We start from the raw sequence: 25,677 nt of genomic DNA, 5'->3' as shown, positions 1-25,677 counted from the left end.
AGACCGAGCGCACGGGGGCGATGGACACCATGGGCAGACTGCTGGAGTTCACCACGGACGACGGCGCCGTGGTCGTCGTGGAGAGCGTGGAGCCCGGGGCCGGGACCCGCCTGGTCGGCCGCGGCGACGGTGGCCCGGCGGCCCAGGCGTCCAGAACCTTCGAGGGCGCCCTGGACGGGGTGCGCTCGGCGGCCCAGTCCGCGCTGCGCGTGTTCCGCGACGGCAGCCTGTCTCCCGACTCGGTGGAGCTGGAGTTCGGCGTGAAGCTGACCGCGGAGGCCGGTGCGGTCATCGCCAAGGGAGCGGCGGAGGGGCAGCTGGTGGTGCGCCTGGGGTGGTCGTCGCAACGTCCGGGTGCCGGGCCGGCCGAGGCGGCGCCCCCGTCGGCGGCGGGCATCCCGGAGCCGACGTCCCGGTCATGAGGGGCGCTTCCTGGCACGCCCGGATCGAGTGCGGGGGCATGGTGGTGGGGGCGGGCTTCCTCGTCACCCCCCGCACGGTGCTGACCTGTGCCCACGTCGTACTGGGCGATCCGGCGGTGACGGTGAGCTTCCCGAACCGGCCGGAGCTGGCCGGGCTGCCCGCGACCGTGACCGTGCCCGGCGGCTGGACGGGCGGCGCCACCGACCCCGGGGACCTCGCCGTACTGGAACTGGACCGCGACGTACCCGTGGTGCCCGCCAGGTTCGCGCCGCCCGGCGCGGAGCAGGGCAGCCCGTCCCTGCTCGCGTACGGCTTCCCCGAGGGCTACGACGAGGGTGTGCTGGCCCGGTACCGTGCCGTGTCCCGGACACTCGTCGCCGACCAGTGGGTGCAGCTGGAGGCGACCTCAGGACACGGGCAGCCGCTCGCGGGTGGGTTCAGCGGGGCGGCGGTGACCCTGCCCGACGACCGGGTGGTCGGCATGGTGGCGCAGGTCGCGGGGGAGCCGGACGTGCGGGTCGGGCGGATGCTGCCCACAGAGGTCATGGCCCGCTACTGGTACGGCCTGGGCGCCCTGGTCCCCGGCCCCGGCGCCGGCACCCCCGAGGCGACCGGGCGGCTGCACGCGCTGGTGCGGCGCGCGGAGGCCACCGGCCTGGACTGCGATCCGAACCGGCTGTACGGGCATGCCGTGGGCCCCTTCGGCCCGGACCTGCCCCCGGGCGGGTTCGCCTCGCTGTCGGCGGCAGCGGCCTATGTGCAGTGGCAGGTCGACGATCCCGAGGCGGTGCCCCGGTTCGCCGACCGGCTGGCGGAGCTGCTCGCGGGTCCGCCCGCGCCCGAGGCCGCCGCCTGGTCCCCCATCGTCGTGGAGCTGGAGCGCAGCGGCGAGGATCAGGACCAGGTCACCGTGCGGGTGTCGGCCTACCGCGACGGACAGCGGCGCCCGGTGGACACGAGCCGGCTGCCGCGTGGTGAGGTGCGGGCCCACGTGCAGCAGCGCGTCGACCGCGCCTTCGTCCACCTGGCCGAGGGCGCCGAGGCGTTGCTCGCGTTCGTGCTGCCCCGTGAGTGGCTCAACGAGCCGGTCGCGCAGTGGGAGTGCGGCCCGGAGGACTCCACCCCGCTCGGCTGCGCCCACCCGCTCGTCGTCACCGACCGCTCCCGGCACCGCAGCCCCCGACTGCGCCACCACCTGGCCAAGAAGTGGCGGAGGCTGGAGACCGGGCCGGGGACCACGACGCTGCACCGGGTCGACTGCGCGAGCCCGGAGCGCCCGCCCAGCCTGCGCAAACGCCTCCGGGACGAGCACGCCGACCTGGTGGGCTTCGCCGCCCCGCCCACCGCCCTGCCCGGCCACTTCGAGGCCGGCCTCAACGTCCCGGTGCCGGTGCTGCTGTGGCCGCGCAGCGGCTGCGCCGGCTCCGGCCACGACCCCGCCGACCCCTGTGCCGGAGCGGCCTTCCTGCAGGCGCTGGGCCCGGCCCTGGGCGGCGTCCCGGCCACCGAGCTCCCGCGCCGGATCCGGTCCCTGCGCGAGGAGGCAGCCGCGGACGACTACCCCGACCGGCACTGGGCGAAGGACATCCAGGTCCTGTGGGACGCCCCCCACTGCTTCCCCGAGCCGACCGCCGGCCTCCGCTCACCCGTCGCCTGAACCCGGCACCGCACCCGATGGAGAAGAAGGACCCCATGCCCCTGTGGCCCGTCTACACCGGTACGAAGGAGCCGCACGACGGCATCGGACTGCTGCCCCCGCCCCCGCCCTGGCGGGCCTTCGACGGCGGCCCGGAACTGCCGACGCCCGCCGACACCGACGACGCCTCGGCCACCTCCCCCGACCGCACCCATCGCGCCGCCACCTACCAGGCGACCGACCGGACCGTCCAACTGGTCAACGCGGCGCTCTACTTGCGCCGCCCGCTGCTCGTGACGGGCCCGCCCGGCACCGGCAAGTCGTCGCTCGCCTACGCGGTGGCCCGGGAGCTGAGGCTGGGCCCGGTGCTGCGCTGGAACATCACCAGCCGCAGCACCCTCCACGACGGCCTCTACCAGTACGACCCCCTCTCCCGTCTCTACGCGGCCCGCCGGCAGGCGGCGACGCAGGACCCGGACGCACCCGCCGCGCCCGCCCCGGCGTCCGGCATCGAGGACCATCTGCGCCTCGGCCCCCTGGGCACCGCCCTGCTGCCGTACGCCCGCCCCCGCGCCCTGCTGATCGACGAGATCGACAAGAGCGATCTGGACCTGCCGAACGACCTGCTCAACGTGCTGGAGGAGGGCCAGTACGAGATCCCGGAGCTGGTCCGCGCCGCCCGTCACACCCCGGTCGCCGAGGTGATGGTCGACGGCACCCACGACCGCGTCCCCGTGACCCGCGGCCGGGTCCGCTGCCGGGCCTTCCCGTTCGTGGTGCTGACCAGCAACGGCGAACGCGAGTTCCCGCCGGCGTTCCTGCGCCGCTGCGTGACCCTGCGGCTGCGGCAGCCCGACGACCGCCACCTCGCCGGGATCGTCCGCGCTCACCTGGGTGAACCGGACGCCTACGCCCAGTCGTTGATCACCCGTTTCCTGTCCCGGGCCGGTCACGGCGACCTGGCCACCGATCAGCTCCTCAACGCGATCTACCTGTCCCGCTCCGCCGACCTGGGCGCCGAGTCCCTGGACGAACTCGCCGAACAGCTCATGCCGTACCTCGGCGAGGCCCCCCAGGCAGATGCCTTCTGACCACCCCGCCGCGGCGGCCCCCGCCCGCTACGCCCGCCTCGCCGACGTCCTGGCCAAGGCGGCGGGCGGTGCCCGCCCGACCCCCCTGGAACTGGCCGAACTCCTTTGGCTGGCCCGGCAGCTGGGCCCGGCGGACGGCACGGGCGAGCACTCGGGGCCTCCTGCGCCGACGGAGCAACCGGGCGCCCCGCCGCAGCAGCCCGCACAGGAGCCCGCCGGCCCCGCTCCCGCCCCGGACCGCGCCGAAGGTGTCGAATCCCCCGGCCGGGCCTCCCCGCGTGCCCCGCTCCACCTGCCCTCACCCACCCCCGCGGCGGGGCCGTACACCGCCCTGCACGCCCCCGCACCTCCGATGCTGCGGCACCCCCTGGGCCTCCAGCGCGCCCTGCGCCCGCTCAAGCGGCACACGGACGCCCCGGTCGGCCACCGCCTCGACGAGCAGGCCACCGCCGACCGCATCGCCCGGCTCGGCGCGGGACCGCAGTGGTGGCTGCCGGTGCTGCGCCCGGCCCGGGAACGCTGGCTGCGGCTGCACCTGGTGTACGACGCCGGCCCCACGATGCCCGTCTGGCGTCCCCTGGTCCGCGAACTGCATCAGGCGCTGGCCCAGTCGGGCGTGTTCCGCACGGTGAGCGTGCACCGCGCCGACCCCGACGGCACGGTGGGCGGCGACGGACCGTACGGTCCCGGCGACGGCCGCACGGTCACGCTGCTGATCAGCGACTGCATGGGCCCCCAGTGGTGGCAGGGCGAGGCGGGCGGTCGCTGGTACGGCACCCTGCGCCGCTGGGCGCACCGGATGCCGCTGGCCGTGGTCCAGCCGCTGCCCGAACACCTGTGGCGCGGCACCGCGCTGCCCGCCGCGCCGGGGGTGTTCTCGGCCCCGTTCCCGGCCGCGCCGACGGCCGCGCTCGGGTTCACGCCGTACGAGGAATGGCAGACCAAGGCGCCGCAGGGGACGGTGGCGCTGCCCGTGCTCGAAGCGGGTCCGCGCTGGCTCGCGCACTGGGCGGGGCTGGTGGCGTCCATGGGCGGATCCGCGTTTCCGGGCTCGGCCGCCCTGCTGGGCCCGCCGCCGGGGCCGGAGGAGTCCGGGGAGCGCACCGACCTCGCCGGGCTCACCGCCGAGGAACTGGTGCTGCGCTTCCGGGCGACAGCCTCCCCGGAGGCCTTCCGGCTGGCCGGCCACCTCGCCCTCGGCCGGCCCGACCTGCCCGTGATGCGACTGGTGCAGCGGGCGATCGAACCGGTCCCGCGCCCGCAGCATCTGGCCGAGGTGATCCTCAGCGGCGTCCTGACGACGGTCCCGGGGCCGCCGGGGTCGTACGCCTTCCGCCCGGGGGCGCGCGCACTGCTGCTGCGCGGCCTGCCCCGCTCCGCGCGCGGCGCCACGGTCGAACTGCTCGCCCGCGTGGGCGGGTTGATCGAGGAGCGGGCCGGGGCGGCGCCCGGTGAGTTCCGCGCGGTGACGCCCGGGGCCGACGGCGCGGGGGCGGCTGCGGACGGGGAGGCGTTCGCGACCGTGCGGCCGGAGAGTGTGCGGCGGTTGACGGGCGGCGGGGCGGGGACCGGGGCCGTGGCACCGGAGGACCTGATCGGCCGCTATCGGCTGCTGCAGCGGTTCACTCCGTCCGGACGCGCCGTGTGGCTCGCCTGGGACCCGGAGACGGACCGCCAGGTGGCGGTGCGGTTGTACCGACCGTTTCGCGACAGCGCGCGGCGCGAGGCGTTCCTGCGGGACGCCGAGCGGTTGCGGGCCCTCGCGCACCGGAACCTCGCCCACGTCAGCGACTTCGGCATCGCGGACGGACGACCGTACCTCGTCATGGAGTACGTGCCGGGCGTCAACCTCAACGCCCTTGCGTCTCCCGACGGTTACCGGATCCCGGCTCCCCTGGTGGTGTCGGTCGGGACGCAGGTGGCACAAGCGATCGCAACGGTCCACGAGGCCGGCATCACACACGGGGACCTGGGCCTGTCCCGGGTGATGCTCAGGCCCGACGGCACGGTCAAGCTCAGCGGCTTCGCACCGGGCCGGACCGCCGGCCCGGAGGGGCAGGCGCAGGACCTGGCGAAACTGGGCAGGCTGGTGCAGCGCCTGGCCACGGGGAGCGCACGGTCGGCGCCGCCCTTCGCCCCGGACCGGCTCCGGCACCTCCCGGAGAGCCTGCGGGAACCGTATGCGCGCGCCCTCGGCCTGCTGCTCTCCGGAACACCTCACGACCAGGCGCGGGGCAGGGACCTGCTGTTGGACAAGGCGCTGCGGCTGCACGCCCGGAGGGAATACGAGCCATGGGTCTACCGCATTCTGGGCCCGGTGACCGTGTACCCGGAGGACCACGCCGACCGCGCCGTGGAGCTCGCGCCCGAGGAAGCGGCGGTACTCGCCATGCTGCTGCTGCGGAACGGCCGCGAGGTGACCCGCGCCGACCTGCGGGCCGGTGTGTGGGCCCGGGACGAGGAGCCGGAGAACGCCACGGCGGCCGTGGACCTGATCGCGTCCCGGCTGCGCGCCGCGCTGGGACCCGGCGCAGTGGCAGTGCTTCCCACCGGGTACGCCCTGCACACCAGTGCCGACATCGTGGACCTGACCCGCCACGAGGACTACGAGCGGACGGCCAAGGAGAGGACCATGATGGGCCCCCTCGGGGAGGCGGGCACATACCTCGACATGGCACGCGCCCTGTGGCGCGACGGGGACCCACTCGCGAACGTCCCCGGCCCCGCGGCCCGCAAGGCGCGCAGTCGGCTCCTCGAGCTCCGCCTCGTGCTGCATCGCAAGATCGCCGAACTGCACCTGGATCTCGGCGAGTACCACCGTGCCGGCGCACAACTCACCGATCTGGTCCGGCAGTACCCGTCCCGGGAGGACTTCCGCCTCCTGCTGCTGATCACCCTGCGCCGCCTGGGCCGTATCGAGGAAGCGCTGGAGGTGTACGAGGACTACGAGCTCTCCGGCGGCCGGAACCCGGAGCTGCTCGCCCTGGGGCACGAACTGCGCGGGGAGTACGACGACCCCTCCGACGACACCGGCGCCGCCCTCGACGGCTACGGCCCCGCCCCGCTCTCGCAGAACCCGGTCCCGGAGCCCGACGGACTGCCGGAGGGCAGCTTCCCCACCGAGGAGTCGCTGCCGTCGATCTTCGAGATGCAGGAGCGGGAGTCGGCCGTGGAGGCGCCGCTGCCGCAGAACGTGGTGCCGGACAGCCTGTTCGCCGTGGACGACCCGCTCGCCGAGGAGCCCGACGGGCCGTACGACGAGCGGCCTGACGAGGACGAGGACGAGGACGGCTACGACGATCTGTACGACGCCCTGGGCGACGAGCCGCCCCCGCCCACCTACCGCACCATGGCCACGTACGAGTTCGCCGACGGCGCCCAGCACCCGGACACCGTGGCCGCGCTCGGCCGGGCGGTGACCCGGCTGCTGACGGCAAGCGGGTGGACCGGCTGCTTTCTGGGACCCACCGCGCGGGACACCGGCTGGACGGTGGTGACGGCGCGGGACGTGCCGGGCCTGCCGCTGCTGCAGGCCACGATGCGGCACTTCGAGGACGAGGTGGTGATGCTGGGCGGGCTCCGCTGGCTGGTGACCTTCGAGTGTCTGCTGTCCGACAGCCATGTGGAGAGACCGAACACGGTGGCCGTCCGCCGGACGCTGGACGCCGCAGAGGACCGGCGGGGCATCGTGGCGGTGCCGCGGACGCTCCGGGACGAACTCGACGACGACTCCGGCCTGGCCCCCTGGTTGCAGTCCCTGCGGCCGGGGACCGACGCGGGCTGGTACCGGCTGTGCCGCCTGGCCCGTCTGCTCTTCGACGGCACGCACGCGCTGCCGCCCGTCATCGGCCCTCACCCGCTGCCGCCCGGCGACGTCTTCCCCGAGGGGACCGGCGAGACCAGGACCGTCGTCTACCGGACCGACGCCGGCGAACTCAGCCGCACCCGGCGCCCCGGAGCGACTGGCTACTTCGAGGTCGACCTCACCGAGCGCCGCCTGGAGCTGGACGAGACGGAGTCCTCCTTCCGGGCCACCGGCACGGCGATCTGGCGCGTCAGCGACCCGCTCCAGGCCGTGCACCCGGACGCCTCGATGTTCCCCGAGCTCATCAGGAAGGCCGTGCGCGGGCGGCTGCGGCACCTGGCGAGCACCCGTCCGGACGCCGCGGCAGGACCTCGCGTGTCACTCCCACCCGTCCGGCCCGAGGACGTACCCGGTTGCACGGTCCGCTGCGAGCTGCGCATCACGCGGGCCCGGGCCTGACCAGGCGACACACCGCGCCGCCGCCGGAAACCCCCGTTCGGCCGCACCCCGCCCGGCCCCCTCCAGAAGGCGCACGCCCCCGGGCACCGCGCAGGATGCAGTGAGAGGAGGACACCCGCCGAGCGGCGGGCGCCCAAGGGCCGCGCACTCGGAAGGATCCGCCGTGACCGTCAGTCTGGAGCAGTTGCGCCGCTGCCACTTCGCCGTCGACCTGGGCGCGGCCCGCACCCGGGTCTATGTGAAGGGCGCCGGGCTCATCGTCGACCAGCCCTCGGTCGCCGCCGTGAACACCCGTACCGGGGCGCTCATAGCGGTGGGCGAGTTCGCGGAGAAGATGACAGGACGGACGCCGGCGTACATCCGGGTGGTCCGGCCGATCTCCGGCGGCACGGTGGTCGACATCGAGATGGCCCAGCGCATGCTGCGGCAGCTGCTCGGTGACAAGACGCGCCGTACCCTGCGCCGCAATCTCCGTCTGCGCGCGGCGGCCTGCACCCCGCACGACGCCGATCCGCTGGCCCAGCGGGCGACCATCGAAACTCTGGTCGGGTTGGGGGCGCGCAGGGTCGAGCTGGTGGACACGCTCATCGCCGCCGCGGTGGGGTGCGGGCTGCCGGTGGAACTCCCCGAGGCCACGATGATCATGGTGTGCGGGGCCGCCGCCACCCAGGTGGCCGTCCTCTCGCTCGGGTCCATCGTCACGGCCGAGCGGATCCCGGTGGGCGGGGAGGCCGTGGACCACGCCATCGTGCAGCTCCTGCGGCACGAACACGAGCTGATGCTGCCCAGCCAGTCGGTACGGCCGCTGCAACTGGCCCTGTCCGGCAACGGACTGACCCCGCAGGGCCCGGAGACCACCGAGATCCACGGCCGGGACGTCGCCACCGGGCTCGCCCGCAGCGTGCACGTCGACACCGCCACCGTGCGGGACGCGATCCAGACCCCGCTGACAGCCGTCCTCGACGGCATCGGCAAGGTGCTGCGCGAGTGCCCGCCCGACCTCGTCGCCGACCTCGCCGACCGCGGGATCATCATGGTCGGCGGCTCGGCACTGCTGCCCGGCTTCGACCAGATGCTGCGGCAGGCCACCGGGATGCCGGTGCACATCGCCGACCGGCCCGACATCTGCGCGGCCCAGGGCCTCGGCGCGATGCTGGAGGGCCGGATCGAGCCCTTGGTACTGAACCCACTGGCCGCCTGAGCGGGGCTCGGGAGCCGACGGAGGGTGAGTTGGTCGAACCGCCCCTGACCGAGCGCATCCCCCCAGTCGCCCTCACGGCCCGGTAGCGCCCCGCCCGGGCGAGGCCGAACGCGCGGGGAACCGCGCGAGCAGCCACGACGGGCCCGCGCCCGGCGAGGGCGAAGTGCCCCACGGCGAGGCGCCGCACACGGCCCTCAGTACGGCAGTACCCGCCCTGACGGCGTCCTGCGGTCGATCTCCCGGTCGCGCGGGGCGGGGCGTCGGATGACGCGTACCCGGATGCGACGGTCCATGACGCCCTCCCTCTGCCGAAGCGGCCCGGCGATCGACGCCGGTAGGAGGTGGGTGCCCAGGACACGGGCCGTTCAAGCATGTACGGGTCAAGCAGTCGGCCGGATACCGCTGTCGGCGAACAGGGTGGCCAGGACGCTACCGAGGGGCGTATCGGCCGAGGACGTGGTCGAGCCGCGCCGGCCACTCGCCGAGCCGGGCGGACCGCCGGGCGTTCAGCTCGCAGTCGTACACGCCGCCGTCCCACAGCCGGACGACCACCGTGAGACGGTGCCCGCGCCGGGTGCGTCCGACGTGCGCGTTCTCCGCCCACACGAAGTCCGCGGCCGTGCCCGCCACTTCGACGACGATCCCGGTGGCGGGCACGACGACACGGCAGTCCCCGTCGGCGAGTTCGACCTCCGGGACGACGTACGGGGCGACGTACGGGACCGGTGGGCCGAACCCCGGGACGGCCTGCTGCGGGGCGTCGCCGGGTAGGGCGGGAGCGGGGCCTGGACGGGCGCGGGCCGCGGCAGTGGGGCCGGCTGCGGGGGCGCGGTCGGGGTCGGCGTGTACGGCGCCCGTGCCGGATCCGGCTCCGGTGTCTCCTCGGTGAGCAGGTCCAGCAGTTCGGCGGCGGTCGGCCGGGCCGCCGGGTCCTTCGCCAGGCAGCGCGCGACCAGGCCGGCGAGCGGGGCGGGGACGGCGGCCAGGTTCGGCGGTTCGTGCACGGACCGGCACATCAGCCCCATCGGCGTGCCCGCGCCCCAGGCGCTGCCGCCCGCCGCCGCGACCAGCACCGCGCCCAGCGCGACATGTCGGCGGCGCCGGTCACGTCGTCGCCCAGGGCCTGTTCGGCCGCTACTTGTGCTCATGCCTGGGCGTGGCCCTGTGCGGTCACGCCCAGGCGTGCGTCGACGGCCCCTGGGATCAGGCCGCGGTACTGGGAATTCCCTCGGCCGCAAGACGGCGGTTCTTGTACTCCTGGGCCCCGGTGATCTCGGGGCCGAACCAGTCCGGAGGCGTGAAGGCCCTGGCTGTCTCCTCGGACGAAAATTCCACTTCGACCGTGCGCAGGCCGGACAGATCCTGCGCATACACGTCCACATAAGCGACAGTGTCGTGGAGGCGCACCGAGTAGCGGGTCTTCATGAGCCGGGCGCCTACCGTAGCGGGCCAGAGTTCCGCGAACTCCGCCTCACTGAGCGGGAGTTCGACCTCGATTCGGGAGAGCCCGCCGTTTCCACGCTTGACTCCGAGGACATGCTGGCCCGCGATGCGGCGCAGACGCACCTCGGTACCGTCGTCGGTGACTGCGATGTAACCCTGCTCGATGGGTTCGGTTGCCACGGCGGGCGGCACGGCATCACCTTTCAACAGGAACTTGCGCTCAATTTCCAGCGGCATCGGTCACCTCCTCCCGTCCGCGTGCCATGACCAGGGCGGGCAGCCGGCGCATGTCGGCGAAGACGACCGTCGTCGGACCCTTGAGCCAGCTGGCCGGAGTCAGACCCCCCGCGTATCCGAAGGAGCGCATCCCGGCCGCGGTGGCCGCCTGGACGCCGAACCTGCTGTCCTCCACGACGGCGCAGCGGGACGGATCGACGCCCATGCGCCGTGCGGCGTGCAGGAAGAGGTCCGGGGCCGGCTTGCCCCGTTCGACCTCGTGGGCGCTGAAGACGCGGCCCTCGAACCTCTCGTAGAGCCCTACCCTGCCGAGGGTGTGGCGCATCTTCTCGTGGCTGCCGCTGGAGGCGATGCACCAGTGCTGTGCTCCGAGGCCCGCCGCGTCCAGACCATCCAGGGCTTCGACGATGCCGTCGACCGGGGCCAGGCTCTCGTCCACCGCCTTGGCGTGCATCTGCCGGAACCGCTCGTCCCAGATGCGGGCGGTCTCGTCGCCCAGACGCTCGGCGATCTGTTCGCCGATCGAGGTGGTCGAGCGGCCGACGAAGCGGTTCATCACGTCGGACTCGCTCAGTGGCCAGCCCAGTTCGGCGCCCAGGGCGACGTGCGTCCGCACAGCGATCGGCTCGCTGTCGACGAGGACGCCGTCGCAGTCGAAGACGATGAGCTCGATCGGCTCCGCGTAGGTGGCGATCCCGGTCAACGGATGGAGCCCTGGCTGATCAGCAGCTGCCTGATCTCCTCGACGCGCTCGGCGCCGAGCCGGCGCCTGGCCTGGTCCTCGGGCTTCTCGTCCTTCTGGCCGTACTGCCACCAGGCCTCACCGGTGTCGCGGTTCATCACGACGAAGCGGTCCTTCTCGGAGGGGCCGCGGACGATGAGGGAGGTGGTGTCGGGGGCGGAGCTGACGGTGTGCACCATCGTGTGACGGATCACGTAGCCCGAGCCGGCGACCTCCTCGCGTACCAGTGCCGGGGTGCCGATACGGGTGTCGGTGTCCAGCTCTTCGTAGTCGCCGAAGAGGTGGTGCTGGTAGCTGCCGTGAAGGATGCGGGAGCCGAAGCTCCAGCGGTGGTTGTGCGGGCGGTCGAAGTCGCTGCCGGTGAAGACGTGCAGCCGGATCCGCACGTCGCCGGCCCTGTCATTGACCAGGACGACGCGGTCCAGCTCCTGCAGCCGCTCGCACTGGTTGAGCAGCTCCGGAGTGGCCAGGACGTGGTCGAAGGCGTCGTTGAGCCACGTGGGGTGGGACACCAGTTCTTCGAGGAGTTCCTCCATCGGCTGGTGAAGGGTGGGCATGTCGGACCAGTCCAGCGCGGCCAGCCGGGCCGGGTCGATGAGGGGCTGCGATGCGGTGGTCGTCATCTGGCGGGTGTCTCCTGTTGGTGCGTGGCCAGCCACTTGCGGGCCTTCTCGTGGTGTTTGGGCAGCATTTCCGGGGCGTCGAGAAAACGGGGCATCAGGTGCGGCTCGGTGGTCAGCGCCCTGAGCATGTATCCGATGGTCACCCCATGGCCGGGTCGTTTGATGATCTCGATGGGATCGCCTGCCCCGACGGTGCCCTCCTTCAGCACGCGCAGATACGCGCCCGGGGCCCCGTGCGCGATGAAGCGCTTGATCAGGTCCGGGATGTCCCAGAAGCCGGCGAAGACGCGGCAGGGCTTGCGGGCACGGATGACCTCGAACACCGCATCGCCGATGGCCCATTGCTCCCCGACCTCGGCTCCGGTGATGTCCAGACCGACGGTCGAGAAGTTCTCGCCGAAGTTGCCCGGCGCACACTCGCGGCCGAGTTCCTCCTCCCAGAAGCCGGCGTCCTCACGGGCGAAGGCGTACACCGCTTTGTCGGGTCCTCCGTGGACGCGCTTGTCGGCGATCAGGTCGCCTTCGAGCCCCCAGCTGCGGGCCATGATCCGGTGGTCGACGGGCCTCTTGTCGATCCCGCTGCGCCCGACGCTGGTCCAGGGGCCCTGTCGTTCGACACCGAGGTTGAGCGTGGCGAGTACGGCGGTCACGAGGCACCCCCGTCAAGTGGCCACGGCGCCCAGGCTTCGGTGACGTTGGGGACGGTGGGTGTCACGCCGTCGACGTTCATCTCGGTCAGCAGGTGGGTGACGACGGTCAGCAGGTCCCAGCGGTGCGCACCGTCCAGCGGTGTGCGGTGGGTCAGGTCGAGCATCTCCTTCAGACCGGGGCGTCGTTTCCCCGCCTCCCCGAGGGGCCCGGGGGCCGCGGCGAGCCGCCTCCAGCTGGCTTCCAGATCGAAGTCGTGCTCCGGGTGCTGGTCCTCCATTTCCTGGAAGATGTTCAGGACCTCGGGGCGGGCGTCGTGGTTCTCCAGGATGCGGCGACGGATCAGTGCGCGCCGGGGCTCGTCACAGATGACGGCGAGTTCGCGCAGTACGTCCGCGGGCTCGTCCGAAATATGCGTGAAGTTGAACAGCCCGCTGACAACGCCCAGTTGGTGACGCAAATGCTCAGGTTTGCGCAGGCTCGGCTCGGCCGGGCCCTTGAGGGCGTTTAGCCGTACGGCGGCAGGGACGGTCCCCGGCCGCCAGCGCTCGTCCCTGAGAACCAGCGCCACTGTCTCGGTGCTGGGCAGGATGACGTCCATGGCCTCGATGCGCCGCCGGCTGGCGATGTTGAACTGGTAGCGCCAGACCTCACGGATCGTCAGGCGATCGTGCCGGAAGCGCACCGCGTCGACGGGGTGGAAGCCCGCCTCCCTCAGGACGCGCAGCGCGGGCCGCAGCCTGCGCCCGGCGGTGGCCTCGGGCTTGAGCATGCACACGGCGATGCCGAGCATCTGCTCGACGATGTCCCCGAACGTCCAGATCGCCTCGCGGAAGTACTGGTCGACCGCATAGAGATCGGCCTTGTGCTCCGACCAGCTGACGGTGTCGAGGACGTCGGCGGCTATCTCGGTCAGCTGCGCAATAGGCGGGCTGTCCGGATGCAGGCGTCTCATCTGTCGTGTCCTTCCTGCCAGAACGCGGGGGCGTGCGGGGCGGCCTGGGAGAAGACGTCGGCCAGGAACTCCGCCTCGGCCAGGCGGAGCGGGGTGTTGGGCGCGGCGTGCTCGGCCAGTGGCCAGGTCAGGAGCCGCTTGGGCGCCGGGTAGCGGGCGTGCACGGCGTAACCGGTCTCCGGCAGACAGCGCTGGTCCCGGCCGGCCACGGAGAACAGCGCGGGGCAGCGCCCGTGCGCGGCCAGTTCGGCGACGTCGAAGAGGCCGAGGGTCCGCGACGCGCGCGGCGCGAGGTTCGGGTAGGACTCGGCGAAGCGCAGCAGCTCCCGGTAGGGCTGCCGGTCGGGGACCCGCGTCAGGTCCGGAAGCGCGGCGAGGAAGGGGGACTCGACGAGCGCGGCAGCGACCTCGGGGCTGAGGACGGCAGCGGCCAGGGCCAGCTGTCCGCCCTGGCTGCGGCCGGTGGTGGCGACGCGGTGGGCGTCCACCGCGGGGTGTCCGGCCGCGACGGCGACGGCGCGCACCGCATCGACGTACGCGTCCCGGTAGTAGTACGTGGCCGGGTCGAGGATGCCGCGCGTGGTGAAGCCCGGCACCTGCGGGTGCGTGAGGCCGACGGGGTCCGCGGTGGCGCCCGCGCGGCCGCCGGCGCCGCTCTGGCCCCGGGTGTCGACGACGAGCGTGGCATAACCGAGCGCCGGCCACAGCGGGCTGTCCAGGACATGACCGCGGCCCTCTCCGTAGCCGAGGAACTGGACGGTGCACGGCAACGGGCCGTCGTCCGCGCCGCCCCGGGGCAGGATCAGCCAGGCCGCAATGCGGTGGCTGTGTGCTCCGGCGAAGGAGAGGTCGTACGCGGTGGCTCCGGCCAGCGGGGTGTGCTGCTCGGTCAGCCGCACGTCGAGGGGCAGCTCGGCGGCCTCCGCGAGCGTGGTGCGCCAGAACCGGGTGATCTCCTCGTCACTGCTGTGCATGGCTCACCGCCGGGATGACGTCGCTGCCGGTCTCCTCGCCGAAGTCCTCGAGCAGTTCCTCGAGCATCTCCTGGCAGTCGCCGCAGCCCTGCCCGGCGTTGCAGCGCTCTCCCAGGCCCTCGACGGTTGTGACGCCCCGGCGGATCCAGCCGACGATCTCGTCTTCGGTGACCTGGTAGCACACGCAGATGTTGCCGCCGCTCATGTCTGTTCCTGCCAGGCGCTGAGCAGCACGTTGGGATAGATGCGCTCGATGCCGGGGGTGTTGAAGCGCACGGTGGCGGTCAGCACCGCCAGCAGGTCCCACAGGTCGCCGGGGTCGGCGTCCGGGTGGTTTGCCGCCTGGAGCAGTTCGGCGGCGGTGACGGTGGATCCCTGGGCGCGCAGGCGGGCGAGTGCCCCGGCGGGGGAGCCGGACTCTGCCAGCCGCCGCCAGCTGCGGTCGGGGTCGAGGTCGTGCGGTGCGACGGACTCCTCGACGTCCTCGCGGATCCGTGCCACCTCGTCGGACGCGTCGTGACCGGACACGACGCGGTCGCGTACGAGTTCGCGGCGCCGGGGTTCGAGCAGCAGCCCGAGGTCGCGCATCACGTCGATGGGTTCGTCGGTGGTGTGGACGAAGTTGAACAGTCCGTTGAGCGCGCCCAGTCGCTCCCGCAGGTGCTCCGGTCTGCGCAGCTCGGCGGTCGCGGGACCTTTGAGGGAGGCGAGCCGGACGGAGGCCGGTACGGCACCGGGCCGGTGGCGCTCGTCGCGCAGGACGAGCAGGACGCAGTCCAGGGAGCGAAGATAGAGCTCCATGGTGGCGATGCGCTCGCGGTCGGCGAAGTTGAGCTGGAAGCGCCAGGTCTCGCGGATCGTCAGCCGGTTGTGCCGGAAGCGCAGGGCGTCGACGGGACGGAAGCCGTTGTCCTGCAGTGCCTGCAGGACGGCGCCGTAGCGCCGCGCTGCAGCGGCATCGGGCTTGAGGACGCAGAGGGCGGTGCGCAGCAGATCCGCCGTGTGGTCGCCGAACGTCCAGGCAGCCTCCCGCGTGTAGGTGTCCATACCGAACAGGTGCGCCTTGACAGGCGACCGTGTGACGGCGGCCAGCAGGCCGGGCGGTATGTCGTGGGGGCGCTCGGCGGAACGCTGCGTCTCCATTCCTGTGCTCCTCATGTTCGCCTTGTCTCTCCGGGTGAGTGCGCTCAGATGAGGGCGCGGCGCTGCCGCTCGGCGTCGACGTGGCAGCCCTGGGTGAACCAGGCCGCGGTCAGGTCCAGCTCCGGGAAGAAGGTGCGGTACGCGGTGAACGAGACGAGGTGCCAGATGTCGGCCTCGGCGACGCCCAGGGCGCGGACGTTCGCGATCTGCTGGTCGATGGGCTGGGTTCCGGCGGCGACCACACCCTGCTCCTGGTACCACAGGTCGCTGCCGGGCTCCTGGTGCAGGTCCTGACCGGCGAGGCGGGCGACGTCGCTGCGGTCCGTCATCAGCATCATGTTCTGCGGGCCGACGATCTCGATGGCCCGCTTGGCGATGGCGAAGTCGACGTGCTCGCCGTCAAAGTTGAGGCAGGCGGCGATGCGGCCGGCGTGGGCACCGCGCATGATGGCGGCCGGCACGGGCCCGACCTGCTCGTGCAGGTCGGCCAGGTTCCACGACGGCAGGTCGTAGCTCGCCAGCAGCGCGTCACGGTTGGCGCGCGCCTTGGACGTGCGGAACGCGTGCTTGATCAGCAGCGGCATCTCGTTGAAGAGGTGGTCGGTGACGACCCGGACGCCGTCGTGCGGGCACGCGGCGGCCTCGGCCGCGGCCAGGACCTCCTCGATGCAGTCGGCGCCGAGCTGCGGGTTCTCCTTGGCGAAGTGCCCGAGCGCGGGCCGGATGCCGTTCTCGACGAGGCGCGTGACGATCCACTCCAGGGACGGGTGGTCCGGGGTGAACTGGGCGGCCAGGTAGGAGCTGGACTGCAGGGCGTCCGGCGACAGCATGATGTAGACGAGGCCCAGCGGACCGCAGCCGGCCAGCTTCTCCCACTCCTCCTTGGAGGGGGCCCACACGGAGCTGGCCGGCGTGCCGCCGAAGCTGGCGACGAGCGGGCCCTCCAGGGCGATGGCCGGGACGAAGGGCAGCTTGCCGTCGGCCTTCAGCGCGGCGAAGCCCCGCATGAACTCGACGAATCCGTCGAGGCGCTCCTGGCGCAGGTAGAGGGTCGGGATGCACAGCAGGCCCTCGGAGGCGGCGTGCTTGTCGACCTCGAAGAGGTCGATCTCCGCGAAATTGGAGAAGTCGACGCTGCCCAGGCCGTGGCAGTGCACCTCGACGGGGAGCGACGGAACCAGGTACGGCTCGGTGTCGCCGAGCGGGGCGGCGGTCAGCGAGCCGGGAGTGATCAGGCCGTCCTTGTGCTGTACCGGGCCGGAGAAGGTGCCGCGCGGGTCGATCCAGGCGTTCGCGGACCAGGTGGATGCCAGACTGTTGCTCACTTGTCTTCTTTCTCTTCCGGGGCTGTTCAGGCGTTGCCGAGCGCGACGCGGGCCGTTGCGCGGCGGGCGGCCAGGTGCACGAAGAGCACACCGGCGAGGGCCCAGGCGGCGCCGACAGCCAGTTCGACGATCAGGGGCGCACTGTGCGCCCGCCCGGCGAGGAGGCCGTCGACGGCCCGCATCACATGGCTGAGCGGCATCACCTCGCTCAGCGGGACCAGGAATGCGGGGAGCCGGTTCTGGGGCACCAAGGTCCCCGACAGGACCATGAGGACGAGTTCGGCCATGTTGGGGCCGACGAACAGGTCCTCGAGGAGCAGGGCAAGGGCCGAAAGGGTCAGCCCGAACCCGGCGGTCGTCAGCACGCTGACGGCCAGGAGCGCGGCGTACTGCGTGATGCCGATCGGCAGTGTCGTGTACAGCAGGCTGCACACGAGGTAGGTGCACAGGCCGCCGACGAAGCCGTCCACGATGTGCGGCAGGGCGCGCTGGCAGGCTGCGGCGACCTTGTTCTGGGGTGAGGCGAGCCAGAGGCCCAGTGTGTGGAACGAGCGCTCGTTGCCGATCGACAGGGCCATTCCGTACACGACGGCACCGGCGCCGGCCAGCAGGCTGGAGGCGACCATCATGCGGTCGGCTCCGGCTCCGTAGTGGGTCGCGAGGGAGGTGAAGGCGATGGCCATGCCGATGGGGCGCACGATGCGTGAGCTGAGGTATCCCAACGGGTTGAACCAGGTGAACAGGGCCCGGTAGGACAGTGCCGCGCCGCGCAGTGCGGCACGTGCCGAACCGGCTCGGGGAGCTGGGGCGGGAGTCTGCATCGGTCAGGCCTCCAGCGGTAGAGCGGTACGGCGAACGGTGTGCTCGAGCCGCTGGACGGCGAGCACGACCAGTGCGCAGAAGAAGCCGGTGAGGGCCACCGCCGCGAGCAGCCGGCCCGGGCCTGCGCCCCGGATCCAGGCCATGACGTGTGACTGCGGCACGATGAGGGCGAGCTTCTGCACGGGGGCAGGGAGGGCGGACTGGGGCACGATCAGCGCGCTGAGTGCCATGATCAGGCCGGTCAGTCCGTTGGTCATGCCCGCCGAGAAGGGAAAACGCAGCACGGCGAGGCCGAGCAGCCCGATCATGGAGGCGGTGGCGAAGGCGAGGAGAACTCCGCCGACGAGCCAGCGGATCCAGTCGAATCCGCCGTCGATGCCGAACAGCAGGCCGAGGACGATCAGCGTGCCGGGCAGCGCGGTGAGCGACTGCAGGGCTGTTCCGGTCAGCCTGCCCAGGACCACGGGGACGAGGCCGCCGGGGCTGCCGAGCGCGGCGTACAGCGTCTTCCACTGCTTCTCGCCGAGCATGCTGAACAGGACCAGCACGATGATCGAGTCGAGCATGCCGATGCCCGCCGAGCCGACGGCCATGTCGCTGGTGGTGTCGTGCGAGAAGCCGCTCGTGGCGTTGGCGTGCACGACGAAGGCGAAGACGCAGGGCATCGCGAGCGTGGAGAAGATGGCCATGGGGCTGGTCGCATGCATCCGCAGCTGGTCCACGACCGCGCGGGCGAAGGTCGCTGCGGAACCGGTGCGCCGCCGCGCCGCGGGGGCGGTGTCGGTACGTACGGTGGTCATGACGCGGCCACCATGTCCAGGAAGACCTCTTCGAGGGTGGGTGGGGTGACGGCGACGCTGGTGGTCTGTCCGGGGAAGGTGGCCAGCAGCCACTGCACGGCGGCCGCGCCGTCGGAGACCCTCAGAGTGACGGCGGAGCCGTCGTGCTCCACGTGCATGACACCGGGGCAGTCCTGCACCGCGTCGGGGGCCTGGGCGGCGGAGAAGACCGCGTTGACGACGTGGCCGAGCCGGTTCGCCGCGTTCCGTCTCAGTTCGCCGGCCGTGGACTCCACATGGATCCGGCCGCCCTTCATCAGGACGATGCGGCTGCTGAGTTCCTCGGCCTCCCGCATGTCGTGGGTGGTCAGCAGGATGCTGCGGCCCTCGCCCGTCAGACGGGCGACGAGGGCGCGCATCGCGGCGGCGGACTGCGGGTCGAGACCTGCGGAGGGCTCGTCGAGGATGAGGACGGACGGCTCGTGGAGCAGTGCCCGGGCGAGGTGGAGCCGCTGCTTCATGCCCCGGGAGAAGGAACCCACGAGGTCGCCGGACCGGTCGGAGAGGTCCACCTCCTCCAGCAGGTCGTGGGCGCGCTGCGCGAGGCGGGAGCCGCGCAGGCCGTACATCAGTCCGAAGAACTCCAGGTTCTGATATGCCGTCAGCCTCGGGTACAGGCCGGTGTCACCGCCCAGGCTGAAGCCGCAGGCCATGGCCGCGCGGCGGCGGGCACGCACCACGTCGTGCCCGTCGACGAGCACCTGGCCGGCGGTCGGCAGGAGCAGGCCGGTCAGCATCTTGACCGTGGTGGTCTTGCCGGCGCCGTTGGGGCCGAGCACGGAGACGAGTTCACCGGGGCGCACGACCAGCGTCACGTCGTCGACCGCTCGCCGTACGGAGCCGTCCTTCGTCGTGAACTCGCGTACGAGTCCACGGGCTTCGAGCCCTCCACTTTTCACGATCATGATCCCATTGCCTTCGAGGTGATCCGGGTGATGTCCATCTCCAGGTAGGCCCCGCCCGCCGAGATCTGGCCGGGGAAGTAGGACACGGTGTCGCCGACGGCCGTGACCGACGCGAGGAAGTCGATGGCCGATCCCTCGACGGACATCGGGGCACAGGCCTCCTGCGGGACACCGTCCACGGTGCGGGCGGCCAGGAGCCGGAACGCGAGCTGGCCGCCGGAGCGGAACTCCTCGACGCCCAGGGTGCGGGCGTCCGCGACCACGCAGCGCTCGCCGTCCAACAGGGCGTCGGCGGTGGTGTCCGGTGTGGGGGTCAGCCGTACGTTGCCGGCCGTCATCTGGGGGAAGTTCTTCAGCGGGTTCCACCACGCGTGGCCGGTCAGGGGCGTTGGCGCCTGTGGCTCGTTCTGCGCCCGCACCACCTTGCGGGTGGCGAGGGCGCGCTGCCGCCCGTCGCGGCCGACCAGTTGCGTGGCCCCGGTCGCGGTGCCCTCGCAGTCGAAGGAGCGGGCACAGCAGCCTTGCGTGCGCGGGCCCTCGTCCACGAGGGAGGTGACCAGCGGCGCGGGGTGGGCGACGGGGTTGAGCAGGATCGTGTTCACCAGGGCGCGCAGCAGCTGGGCGGCGGCGGACGGGGCGAACACGACGCGGCTGCCCGTGAAGGTGTGCTCGGCGGCTCCCATGCCGGTGTGGATCAGGCTCAGTTCACGGCCCAGCCCGGCCGGGTCGATGTCGTCGAGCGCGGTGGCGTAGCGCGTGGCCGACACCACGTGCGAGCCGGCGTCGTCGGTGACGACTGCGGTCAGTTCGACGCCGTAGCACTGGTCCTTCAGACGGGCCCCGAAGCTGTCCAGGAAGACGGACTCGCGCAGGATGTCACTCACGTGCAGACCGGCCACACTCTGGCCGGGGCGAAGGTGTGCGCCGATGGCTGCCATCAACTCGCCGGTGCGGGAGGCCGCAACGGACATGTCGAGGTGGTCGCGCGTGGTGTGCCAGCCGCCGTCGGCGGACTGCACGGAGGGGTGGGCGTGCGCCCGGCCGCCGTCCCCGGCGGGGCTACCGAGGTGGAACAGGGGGCGTCCGGTCGCCAGCAGCCGGGCCGCGGCCGGCACGGTGAGCTGGTTGGCGTTGAGGTACAGCTCCCGGCCGCCGCGCTCCAGCCGGACAAAACCGCTGAAGGCCGGTTCCTCGACGGCGAGTTGCTTCTTGCCGGTGGCGTCGCAGACCAGCCGGCGCCGTGCCGTGCGCTCCAGGAACGTCGCCGCGCTCTCCGCCGGGCGCAGGGCCGACTGGACCGCCTCGGCCGTGGCGAACGCCTGGTCGGCCCGCTGGTGAAGGGTCTTCACGCTGCGCTCCAATCCAGTGCGGAGAACCGCATCGAGGGGGAGAACAGGCCGATGCCGATCATCTGGCCCTGCTTCCCGCAGGTGACGTTGTCCCCGCCGAAGTCCGTGCCGATGCCCTCCATGCGGGCGAGGGTCGCGAGGGCGTCACCGAAGAGGCTGACGTCGCGTACCGGGACGCGGTGGCCGTCAGGGGTGACGTAGGTGCAGTTCAGCGCGGCGAAGTGAAACTCTCCGGTGCTGAGGTGGATCATCCCGGCCCCCAGGCAGCCGACGTGCAGGAGGCCCTCGGTGGACGGCGCCATGAGGGCGTCCGGGTCGTCGGTGCCGCGCGGGACCACGGTGTTGCTGGCGCGCGGCAGCGGCAGGGCGCGGTAGTCGCGGCGGCGGCCGTTGCCGGTGGGCCGGTAGCCGTGGCGCTGTGCTGTGCGGACGCTGGACAGCGGGGTGCCGAGTTCGCCGTCTGACACCAGCATGGTGATGCCGCCGGCGATGCCCTCGTCGTCGATGTCGTACGAGCCGTAGCCGTCGGCGATGGTGGCGTCGTCGTACAGCGTCACCGAGGCGGGAACGGCGCCCGGCTTGCGGAGCTTGGTGAGGTAGTCGCTCTGCATGGCGAAGTTGTCGCCTTCGAGGGCGTGGCCGACCAGCTCGTGCAGCAGGCCGACCGCGGCGGACGGTCCGAAGACCACGGGGGTGCGGTGGCGGCCGCCGAGACGGGCGCGCGCGGAGTTGTGCGCGTGCTCCACGGCGATCCGCGCCACGTCGTGCGGTACGGCGTCGCGGTCGGTGGTACCGGCCTGCGGACCGCGCTCCAGCCAGCGGCTGAGCCCCCGGTAGCGGTTCCCGTCGTGCGCGACGGTGGCCTCCACGCGGCGCCGCACGAAGCGGGAAGTGGCGGCCGATCGTACGCCGTCGGTGTCGACGACGGCGACGCTGCGGAGGGTGAAGTCCTCCATGGTGCGCAGGGAGTGTGCCGGGGCCGGGCCCTGGACCTGCCAGTCCCGCGCGGCCACGGCCTCGAAGTCCATGGCCGGGGCGTCCTGCCACGCGGGGCTGTCGACGGTGGGTGATGCCTGGCCGGGCGTCAGCCACCGTGGCAGCGAGGGCAGTTCGGTGACCGAGAAGGCCCGGTGGCGCCAGCGCCCGTCCTGGCGGACCATGCACGCGAGTCCCTCGCGGGGCTCGACGCAGGTGGCGAGCACCTCGCCGTCGAGGCACTCCACGCGTACCTCGACGGTGCGCTCCGCGTAGGCCTGCACATAGTCCGCCGACGCGCCGAGCCGCTCGACGGCCCACTGGGCCGCCTCGAGCAGGCCCTCGATGCCGGTCGGCCGGGTGGTCTGCTGGGTCGTCGTCACTGCCATGGATCCCGCTGCCCGATCAGATGGTGTCGAGGACGGAGTACGGTTCGCCGCCCACGAGGTCACGTGAGCGCAGCGACTCGAGCAGCCGCTCGATGCGCTCGGGGGTCATGGCCTTGAGCGCGGGGACGTGTTCGGCCAGCTGCTGCACGGCGTCGATGACGCCCTGCCGGCTGCGGCCGTCGCACAGGGCCCACACGAAGGCGGCGGGATCGCGCAGCATCAACTGGCGGCGCAGCTCCCAGTGGAGCAGGATTCCGTCCCGCTGCCCGAGGACGTTGTACGAGGGGTTGCGCCACAGGCCCTCGGTGGTCGGTCCGGCCGGCGGAGCCCACGGCCAGGCGTCGAGGGAGACATCGTGGCGGCTGAGCAGCTGGCTCGCCGCGACGCAGGTCTGCACGAAGAAGACGAGCTCTTCGGCGGCGCCAGGGCCGCGGCCGGTCCAGTTGCCGCGCTGGAAGTCGATGAAGGTGTCCTTCGGGAACCCTGCGACAGGAGTGCGGTCGAGCTGCTTGTAGACCCACTTCTTGCTGTAGTAGAGGTCGCCGGAGGCTGCAGCGACGGCTTTGCCGGCATAGGCGGTCAGCTCCTGGCCGACTAGTGCCGCGGTCTCGAAGTCACCGTCCACCGAGGCGCCGAGGAAGTCCTCGAGGTGGCCGTTGACCGCGATGGCGGAGTAATTGACCGCGACCTGGCGGATGTTGGCGACGGAGGAGTCGATCCGCTGCTTGAAACCGTCGAGGGAGGGCGAGGGCGCGACGATCTCGGAGGTGTACAGACGGCAGACGAAGTCCAGCTTGTCGGGCAGTTTGTGGAGGTCTGTCAGGTTGTCACGCTGCAGCGCGAAGGAAGTGATCGTGTTCACCGCGTCCTCGACGAATGCGAGCGTGTAACGCTCCACATCGACCCGGTGGCCGTTCACGTTGTACTGCGTGACGTCGTCGCCCATGGCGGAGTCGTCGGCGTAGAGAACGAAAAGATCGGCATCACTCGTGGGATTTCCGAGGCCTGCCGTCAGGCTTCCCGCGATATACATCGAATCGATTGATCCATTGTCGTCAGCGGCAAGCGCCTCCGCCAACACGCGGGCCGCTTGCAGCTTTTCTTCAATCACCGAGCGCGCCACAGTACGGTTTTACCTTTCAGCAGGGTCGCGGGAGACTCACCAGTGTTTCCCGCCATCGTTTCCGGCGTGTGTGTGTGTACGGGGGAAGACGGGGTGACGGGGAATTTCCCCGCCACCCAGCCTCATCAGACGTTCGCCACGTTGGCGACGTTCGCCACGTTGGCAACGTTCGCGACGTTGGCGACGTTGGCAACGTTCGCGACGTTGGCCACGTTCGCCACGTTCGCCGTGTTGTCCTCGGCGGACTCGAACTCGACAATGTCGTCCTCGAGCTCGATGACGTCGACGTTCTCCATGTTTTCCACCTCCTCCCGCTGTGGTGTCGCCCTGAGGGGGCGCGGCAGGAGCCCATGCGCTAAGGACTCCTTTCGGCAATCCCGTGCAACTGACAGGTGCACGACAACAGATTGCCGAAGCTTTGATGGAAAATTTCGCGCAAACTGGCCGGACGTCGCCTCAGGACGGACGACCGATTTCAACCAGTGAGGCGTGCCAATCGAAAGAGCCGCGCAGAAATGCGCAGAAGAATCAGAAACTCGTCGGCCCTGTCGCGGCCAGCATCCGAGTCAAGAAAACCCCCCGGTTCTTTTCTGCCTTCCCCCGAAGGCACGCAGAGAACTTATCCGCGCGCGGTCGGGGCCGTCAAGATCCTTTTGCCATCAAGTTGCCCTCCAGTTCACTCGAGAGGCAAAGATCAACCGTATGTCCCTTTTGGCGAGACACGGATCATTCAGGGGCGGGCCATTTGAGGTTCTGTTGAGGTTCCGCTCGGGACGGTAGACGGACACGCGGCCGAGATCTCGATGGATCTCGGCCCCGGTGAGAAGCGCTTCGTGTCGGGCAGCGGAACCTCGGTCCAGTACGACGCGATGGTGCCCACCCCGTCGGGTGCGTCGACAGCGGCCTGGGCGGCTGCTTGGGCGTCGGCACACAGAAGTTCAGGAGGAGAGAAGAGGGCTGTGACGGCGCGGCGGGCGATCGTATCTACGCGGTGAGCTGCGGGTTTTCCATCCTGCTCGGTGCTGGGCGCCAAAGTGCCATCCCAAGTGCGTGCCGTAGAAGGCCGTGGCGGCTTGCCCGGTGCTGGTCGGGCCTGCGATCGAGGCGGGCGCACCGGGCGCCTGCCGGTGTTCGGTGCGTGGTCATCGCGGTGGCTCCTTCGTTTCGGACCGCCCTTGGGCGGACGGTGATCGAGGGAGCAGCGTGCACGGGACACCCTTGTCCGCGGTCTGACGGCCGCCGGCGGTGAGCCTGGGGTGGAGGCCGGAGACGACGTCCAGGCCGCGCGGCTCGCGCCCGAGCTGGAGCGGCTGCCGGGGCTGCTGCCGGGCATCGCGGAACTGATCGTCTCCCCCGTGACCGCGTTGTCCGACGACACCGACCCCTGCGCCGGCTCGGGGACCGCCCGCACCATCGCGCATTTCGTCAGCCAGGACCTCCCCGACGCACCGACCGACGTCATCCAGACTCTGCAGGCATTGCGCGGTGAGCACGTGGAGCGGGCCCGGCGGCGGTGGACTCCGTGGTGGCTTTGCACCGGTAGCCGCACCACCGTGCGGATGGATGCGCATCGGGCGCGCTCGATGCGGTGGGCGGGCCGGTGAGGGCGTCATGATTGCCCTTGACGCAGGCCGTGCTCAAGGGGAAATGCAGCGGTGCGCATCGCGTGGATGCGCGGCATCGCCCCCGGCGATGCCGCGCACACCTGGCTGCGCCTGTGCGTACGGGAGCCGATGGAGCCGTGCCCGGCCGGCACCGGCGTCACTGCGTGCGCGTCCGACCGTCCTTGAGCACTCCGTAATAGTCGCTGTAGGGGAGTTCCAGCTTGAACACCAGGCCGTACCGTTTCCGGATGGCGGCGACTGTGGCGGTCTTCGGGTCACGGACCACGCGGGACACCGGCGGATCGTCGACGAGGCCGGCGTAGGGTTCCTCGACCAGTCGGCGCGGGGCGCCGCCGCGTGTCGTGTCCCAGGTCAGCGTCTGTCCGGTGACGGCCAGCCGGGTCGGCTCCGCGGCCTGCGGGCCCTGGGGGTTCGGGCCGTGCCCCCGGTAGTAGGCGACGAGCCGTTTTCCGTGGTCGTCGTGCGTGAACGGGATGGGGCGTGCGGTTCCGGCCGGCCCGGTACGGGCGTGGTCGCCTGCGGTCAGGATCCCGTCGAGGGTGTCGCCCATGTGCCTGGGGTCGGCGCCGTAGTAGGCGGTGATGTTCATCGAGCAGACGACCTTGTAGTCGTCGGTCTTCTGCTGGAAGAACCAGCCCGGTCCCGATCCCGGCACGCACACGTCGTGCACCACGATCAGGCCGAGCGACAAGGGCGTGCGGTCGGCGTACGCCCGTGCCACGTCCCGGAGTTGTTGCTCCGCCCGCTGCCGGGCCTGCACGGCCTGGCCGCTCTCCCCGAGCTTGCGCAGCTGCTTGTCGCTGACGGCACGGTCCGGGGTCGTGGAACAGGCCGACATGGCGAACAGGACGACCACCGCCAACGATCCCCACACGCTCTTCGAGCCGGCGGCACGCCGCGCGAAGGCCCTCATGCTTGTCCGCCTCTCATCGTCGTACGCCCGGC

24 protein-coding genes are annotated in these 25,677 nt (G+C 71.8%); 6 read left to right on the top strand and 18 right to left on the bottom strand.

The features are described from left to right. Window positions 1-29: 29 nt before the first annotated feature. From ACWGJ5_RS10315 to ACWGJ5_RS10295, 5 genes are all read left to right on the top strand, one after another. A complete protein-coding gene (locus tag ACWGJ5_RS10315) occupies window positions 30-422 on the top strand; it encodes a CU044_2847 family protein (protein ID WP_453309309.1) in 393 nt (130 codons plus the stop codon). Next, window positions 419-2,080 carry a VMAP-C domain-containing protein gene (locus ACWGJ5_RS10310; protein ID WP_453309308.1) on the top strand — a complete coding sequence of 554 codons (1,662 nt, stop codon included), beginning with the start codon at window positions 419-421 and terminating at the stop codon, window positions 2,078-2,080. The genes ACWGJ5_RS10315 and ACWGJ5_RS10310 overlap by 4 nt, the downstream gene beginning before the upstream one ends. A gap of 35 nt (window positions 2,081-2,115) precedes the next feature. Then, window positions 2,116-3,150 carry an AAA family ATPase gene (locus ACWGJ5_RS10305; RefSeq protein ID WP_453309307.1) on the top strand — a complete coding sequence of 345 codons (1,035 nt, stop codon included), beginning with the start codon at window positions 2,116-2,118 and terminating at the stop codon, window positions 3,148-3,150. Further along, entirely contained in the window at window positions 3,140-7,414 is a 4,275-nt protein-coding gene (locus tag ACWGJ5_RS10300; protein WP_453309306.1) for an SAV_2336 N-terminal domain-related protein, read from the top strand. The genes ACWGJ5_RS10305 and ACWGJ5_RS10300 overlap by 11 nt, the downstream gene beginning before the upstream one ends. 163 nt (window positions 7,415-7,577) lie before the next feature. Further along, window positions 7,578-8,615 (top strand): rod shape-determining protein, encoded by a 1,038-nt coding sequence (locus tag ACWGJ5_RS10295; protein ID WP_453309305.1) that lies wholly within the window; start codon window positions 7,578-7,580, stop codon window positions 8,613-8,615. A gap of 429 nt (window positions 8,616-9,044) precedes the next feature. Here ACWGJ5_RS10295 and ACWGJ5_RS10290 read toward each other — a convergent pair whose 3' ends face one another. The 17 genes from ACWGJ5_RS10290 to ACWGJ5_RS10210 form a co-directional block, all read right to left on the bottom strand. Further along, window positions 9,045-9,272 (bottom strand): hypothetical protein, encoded by a 228-nt coding sequence (locus ACWGJ5_RS10290; protein ID WP_453309304.1) that lies wholly within the window; start codon window positions 9,270-9,272, stop codon window positions 9,045-9,047. A 546-nt stretch (window positions 9,273-9,818) separates the two neighbouring features. Further along, on the bottom strand, window positions 9,819-10,295 hold the full coding sequence (locus tag ACWGJ5_RS10285; protein ID WP_453309303.1) for a CYTH domain-containing protein: 477 nt from the start codon (window positions 10,293-10,295) through the stop codon (window positions 9,819-9,821). Further along, window positions 10,279-10,998, bottom strand: coding sequence for an HAD family hydrolase (locus tag ACWGJ5_RS10280; RefSeq protein WP_453309302.1), 720 nt, complete (start codon window positions 10,996-10,998; stop codon window positions 10,279-10,281). The genes ACWGJ5_RS10285 and ACWGJ5_RS10280 overlap by 17 nt, the downstream gene beginning before the upstream one ends. Continuing rightward, window positions 10,995-11,660, bottom strand: a complete 666-nt coding sequence (locus ACWGJ5_RS10275) for a hypothetical protein (RefSeq protein WP_453309301.1) — start codon at window positions 11,658-11,660, stop codon at window positions 10,995-10,997. The genes ACWGJ5_RS10280 and ACWGJ5_RS10275 overlap by 4 nt, the downstream gene beginning before the upstream one ends. Beyond that, entirely contained in the window at window positions 11,657-12,310 is a 654-nt protein-coding gene (locus ACWGJ5_RS10270; RefSeq protein ID WP_453309300.1) for an MOSC domain-containing protein, read from the bottom strand. The genes ACWGJ5_RS10275 and ACWGJ5_RS10270 overlap by 4 nt, the downstream gene beginning before the upstream one ends. Further along, complete coding sequence (locus ACWGJ5_RS10265; RefSeq protein ID WP_453309299.1) at window positions 12,307-13,263, bottom strand: hypothetical protein; 957 nt, start codon at window positions 13,261-13,263, stop codon at window positions 12,307-12,309. The genes ACWGJ5_RS10270 and ACWGJ5_RS10265 overlap by 4 nt, the downstream gene beginning before the upstream one ends. Further along, the gene (locus ACWGJ5_RS10260; RefSeq protein ID WP_453309298.1) at window positions 13,260-14,237 is read right to left on the bottom strand and encodes an acetylxylan esterase; all 978 of its coding nucleotides are present in this window, start codon (window positions 14,235-14,237) and stop codon (window positions 13,260-13,262) included. Before ACWGJ5_RS10260 ends, ACWGJ5_RS10265 begins: the two co-directional genes overlap by 4 nt. Then, window positions 14,224-14,442, bottom strand: a complete 219-nt coding sequence (locus ACWGJ5_RS10255; protein WP_453309297.1) for a (2Fe-2S)-binding protein — start codon at window positions 14,440-14,442, stop codon at window positions 14,224-14,226. The genes ACWGJ5_RS10260 and ACWGJ5_RS10255 overlap by 14 nt, the downstream gene beginning before the upstream one ends. Continuing rightward, window positions 14,439-15,380: a hypothetical protein gene (locus ACWGJ5_RS10250; protein ID WP_453309296.1), complete on the bottom strand. Its 942-nt coding sequence runs from the start codon at window positions 15,378-15,380 to the stop codon at window positions 14,439-14,441. The genes ACWGJ5_RS10255 and ACWGJ5_RS10250 overlap by 4 nt, the downstream gene beginning before the upstream one ends. A gap of 44 nt (window positions 15,381-15,424) precedes the next feature. Next, window positions 15,425-16,705: a hypothetical protein gene (locus ACWGJ5_RS10245; protein WP_453309295.1), complete on the bottom strand. Its 1,281-nt coding sequence runs from the start codon at window positions 16,703-16,705 to the stop codon at window positions 15,425-15,427. Between the two features lie 26 nt (window positions 16,706-16,731). Further along, window positions 16,732-17,526 carry an ABC transporter permease gene (locus ACWGJ5_RS10240; RefSeq protein WP_453309294.1) on the bottom strand — a complete coding sequence of 265 codons (795 nt, stop codon included), beginning with the start codon at window positions 17,524-17,526 and terminating at the stop codon, window positions 16,732-16,734. 3 nt (window positions 17,527-17,529) lie between these two features. After that, on the bottom strand, window positions 17,530-18,327 hold the full coding sequence (locus ACWGJ5_RS10235) for a hypothetical protein (RefSeq protein WP_453309293.1): 798 nt from the start codon (window positions 18,325-18,327) through the stop codon (window positions 17,530-17,532). Then, complete coding sequence (locus tag ACWGJ5_RS10230; protein ID WP_453309292.1) at window positions 18,324-19,271, bottom strand: ATP-binding cassette domain-containing protein; 948 nt, start codon at window positions 19,269-19,271, stop codon at window positions 18,324-18,326. Before ACWGJ5_RS10230 ends, ACWGJ5_RS10235 begins: the two co-directional genes overlap by 4 nt. Continuing rightward, window positions 19,268-20,620 (bottom strand): metallopeptidase TldD-related protein, encoded by a 1,353-nt coding sequence (locus ACWGJ5_RS10225; protein ID WP_453309291.1) that lies wholly within the window; start codon window positions 20,618-20,620, stop codon window positions 19,268-19,270. Before ACWGJ5_RS10225 ends, ACWGJ5_RS10230 begins: the two co-directional genes overlap by 4 nt. After that, on the bottom strand, window positions 20,617-21,984 hold the full coding sequence (locus tag ACWGJ5_RS10220; protein WP_453309290.1) for a TldD/PmbA family protein: 1,368 nt from the start codon (window positions 21,982-21,984) through the stop codon (window positions 20,617-20,619). The genes ACWGJ5_RS10225 and ACWGJ5_RS10220 overlap by 4 nt, the downstream gene beginning before the upstream one ends. A gap of 16 nt (window positions 21,985-22,000) precedes the next feature. Then, entirely contained in the window at window positions 22,001-22,930 is a 930-nt protein-coding gene (locus tag ACWGJ5_RS10215; RefSeq protein ID WP_453309289.1) for a PqqD family protein, read from the bottom strand. A 302-nt stretch (window positions 22,931-23,232) separates the two neighbouring features. Then, the gene (locus ACWGJ5_RS10210; RefSeq protein WP_453309288.1) at window positions 23,233-23,403 is read right to left on the bottom strand and encodes a hypothetical protein; all 171 of its coding nucleotides are present in this window, start codon (window positions 23,401-23,403) and stop codon (window positions 23,233-23,235) included. 960 nt (window positions 23,404-24,363) lie between these two features. Between ACWGJ5_RS10210 and ACWGJ5_RS10205 the strand changes: the two genes are divergently transcribed. Then, window positions 24,364-24,711, top strand: a complete 348-nt coding sequence (locus ACWGJ5_RS10205) for a hypothetical protein (RefSeq protein WP_453309287.1) — start codon at window positions 24,364-24,366, stop codon at window positions 24,709-24,711. Between the two features lie 157 nt (window positions 24,712-24,868). Here the strand turns inward: ACWGJ5_RS10205 and ACWGJ5_RS10200 are convergent, their stop codons facing one another. Beyond that, a complete protein-coding gene (locus tag ACWGJ5_RS10200; RefSeq protein ID WP_453309286.1) occupies window positions 24,869-25,645 on the bottom strand; it encodes a hypothetical protein in 777 nt (258 codons plus the stop codon). Between the last annotated feature and the right edge of the window lie 32 nt (window positions 25,646-25,677).

It is taken from the genome of Streptomyces sp. NPDC054783 (assembly GCF_053611725.1).
This window is presented reverse-complemented; position numbering and strand designations above follow the sequence as displayed.

Bases quoted from the DNA above. Each gene is read 5' to 3' on its own strand.
- ACWGJ5_RS10315 (WP_453309309.1), top strand. From the start codon at position 30: ATGGGCAGACTGCTGGAGTTCACCACGGACGACGGCGCCGTGGTCGTC.
- ACWGJ5_RS10310 (WP_453309308.1), top strand. From the start codon at position 419: ATGAGGGGCGCTTCCTGGCACGCCCGGATCGAGTGCGGGGGCATGGTG.
- ACWGJ5_RS10305 (WP_453309307.1), top strand. From the start codon at position 2,116: ATGCCCCTGTGGCCCGTCTACACCGGTACGAAGGAGCCGCACGACGGC.
- ACWGJ5_RS10300 (WP_453309306.1), top strand. From the start codon at position 3,140: ATGCCTTCTGACCACCCCGCCGCGGCGGCCCCCGCCCGCTACGCCCGC.
- ACWGJ5_RS10285 (WP_453309303.1), bottom strand. From the start codon at position 10,295: ATGCCGCTGGAAATTGAGCGCAAGTTCCTGTTGAAAGGTGATGCCGTG.
- ACWGJ5_RS10275 (WP_453309301.1), bottom strand. From the start codon at position 11,660: ATGACGACCACCGCATCGCAGCCCCTCATCGACCCGGCCCGGCTGGCC.
- ACWGJ5_RS10265 (WP_453309299.1), bottom strand. From the start codon at position 13,263: ATGAGACGCCTGCATCCGGACAGCCCGCCTATTGCGCAGCTGACCGAG.
- ACWGJ5_RS10260 (WP_453309298.1), bottom strand. From the start codon at position 14,237: ATGCACAGCAGTGACGAGGAGATCACCCGGTTCTGGCGCACCACGCTC.
- ACWGJ5_RS10255 (WP_453309297.1), bottom strand. From the start codon at position 14,442: ATGAGCGGCGGCAACATCTGCGTGTGCTACCAGGTCACCGAAGACGAG.
- ACWGJ5_RS10250 (WP_453309296.1), bottom strand. From the start codon at position 15,380: ATGGAGACGCAGCGTTCCGCCGAGCGCCCCCACGACATACCGCCCGGC.
- ACWGJ5_RS10240 (WP_453309294.1), bottom strand. From the start codon at position 17,526: ATGCAGACTCCCGCCCCAGCTCCCCGAGCCGGTTCGGCACGTGCCGCA.
- ACWGJ5_RS10235 (WP_453309293.1), bottom strand. From the start codon at position 18,327: ATGACCACCGTACGTACCGACACCGCCCCCGCGGCGCGGCGGCGCACC.
- ACWGJ5_RS10230 (WP_453309292.1), bottom strand. From the start codon at position 19,271: ATGATCGTGAAAAGTGGAGGGCTCGAAGCCCGTGGACTCGTACGCGAG.
- ACWGJ5_RS10220 (WP_453309290.1), bottom strand. From the start codon at position 21,984: ATGGCAGTGACGACGACCCAGCAGACCACCCGGCCGACCGGCATCGAG.
- ACWGJ5_RS10215 (WP_453309289.1), bottom strand. From the start codon at position 22,930: ATGGGCGACGACGTCACGCAGTACAACGTGAACGGCCACCGGGTCGAT.
- ACWGJ5_RS10210 (WP_453309288.1), bottom strand. From the start codon at position 23,403: ATGGAGAACGTCGACGTCATCGAGCTCGAGGACGACATTGTCGAGTTC.
- ACWGJ5_RS10200 (WP_453309286.1), bottom strand. From the start codon at position 25,645: ATGAGGGCCTTCGCGCGGCGTGCCGCCGGCTCGAAGAGCGTGTGGGGA.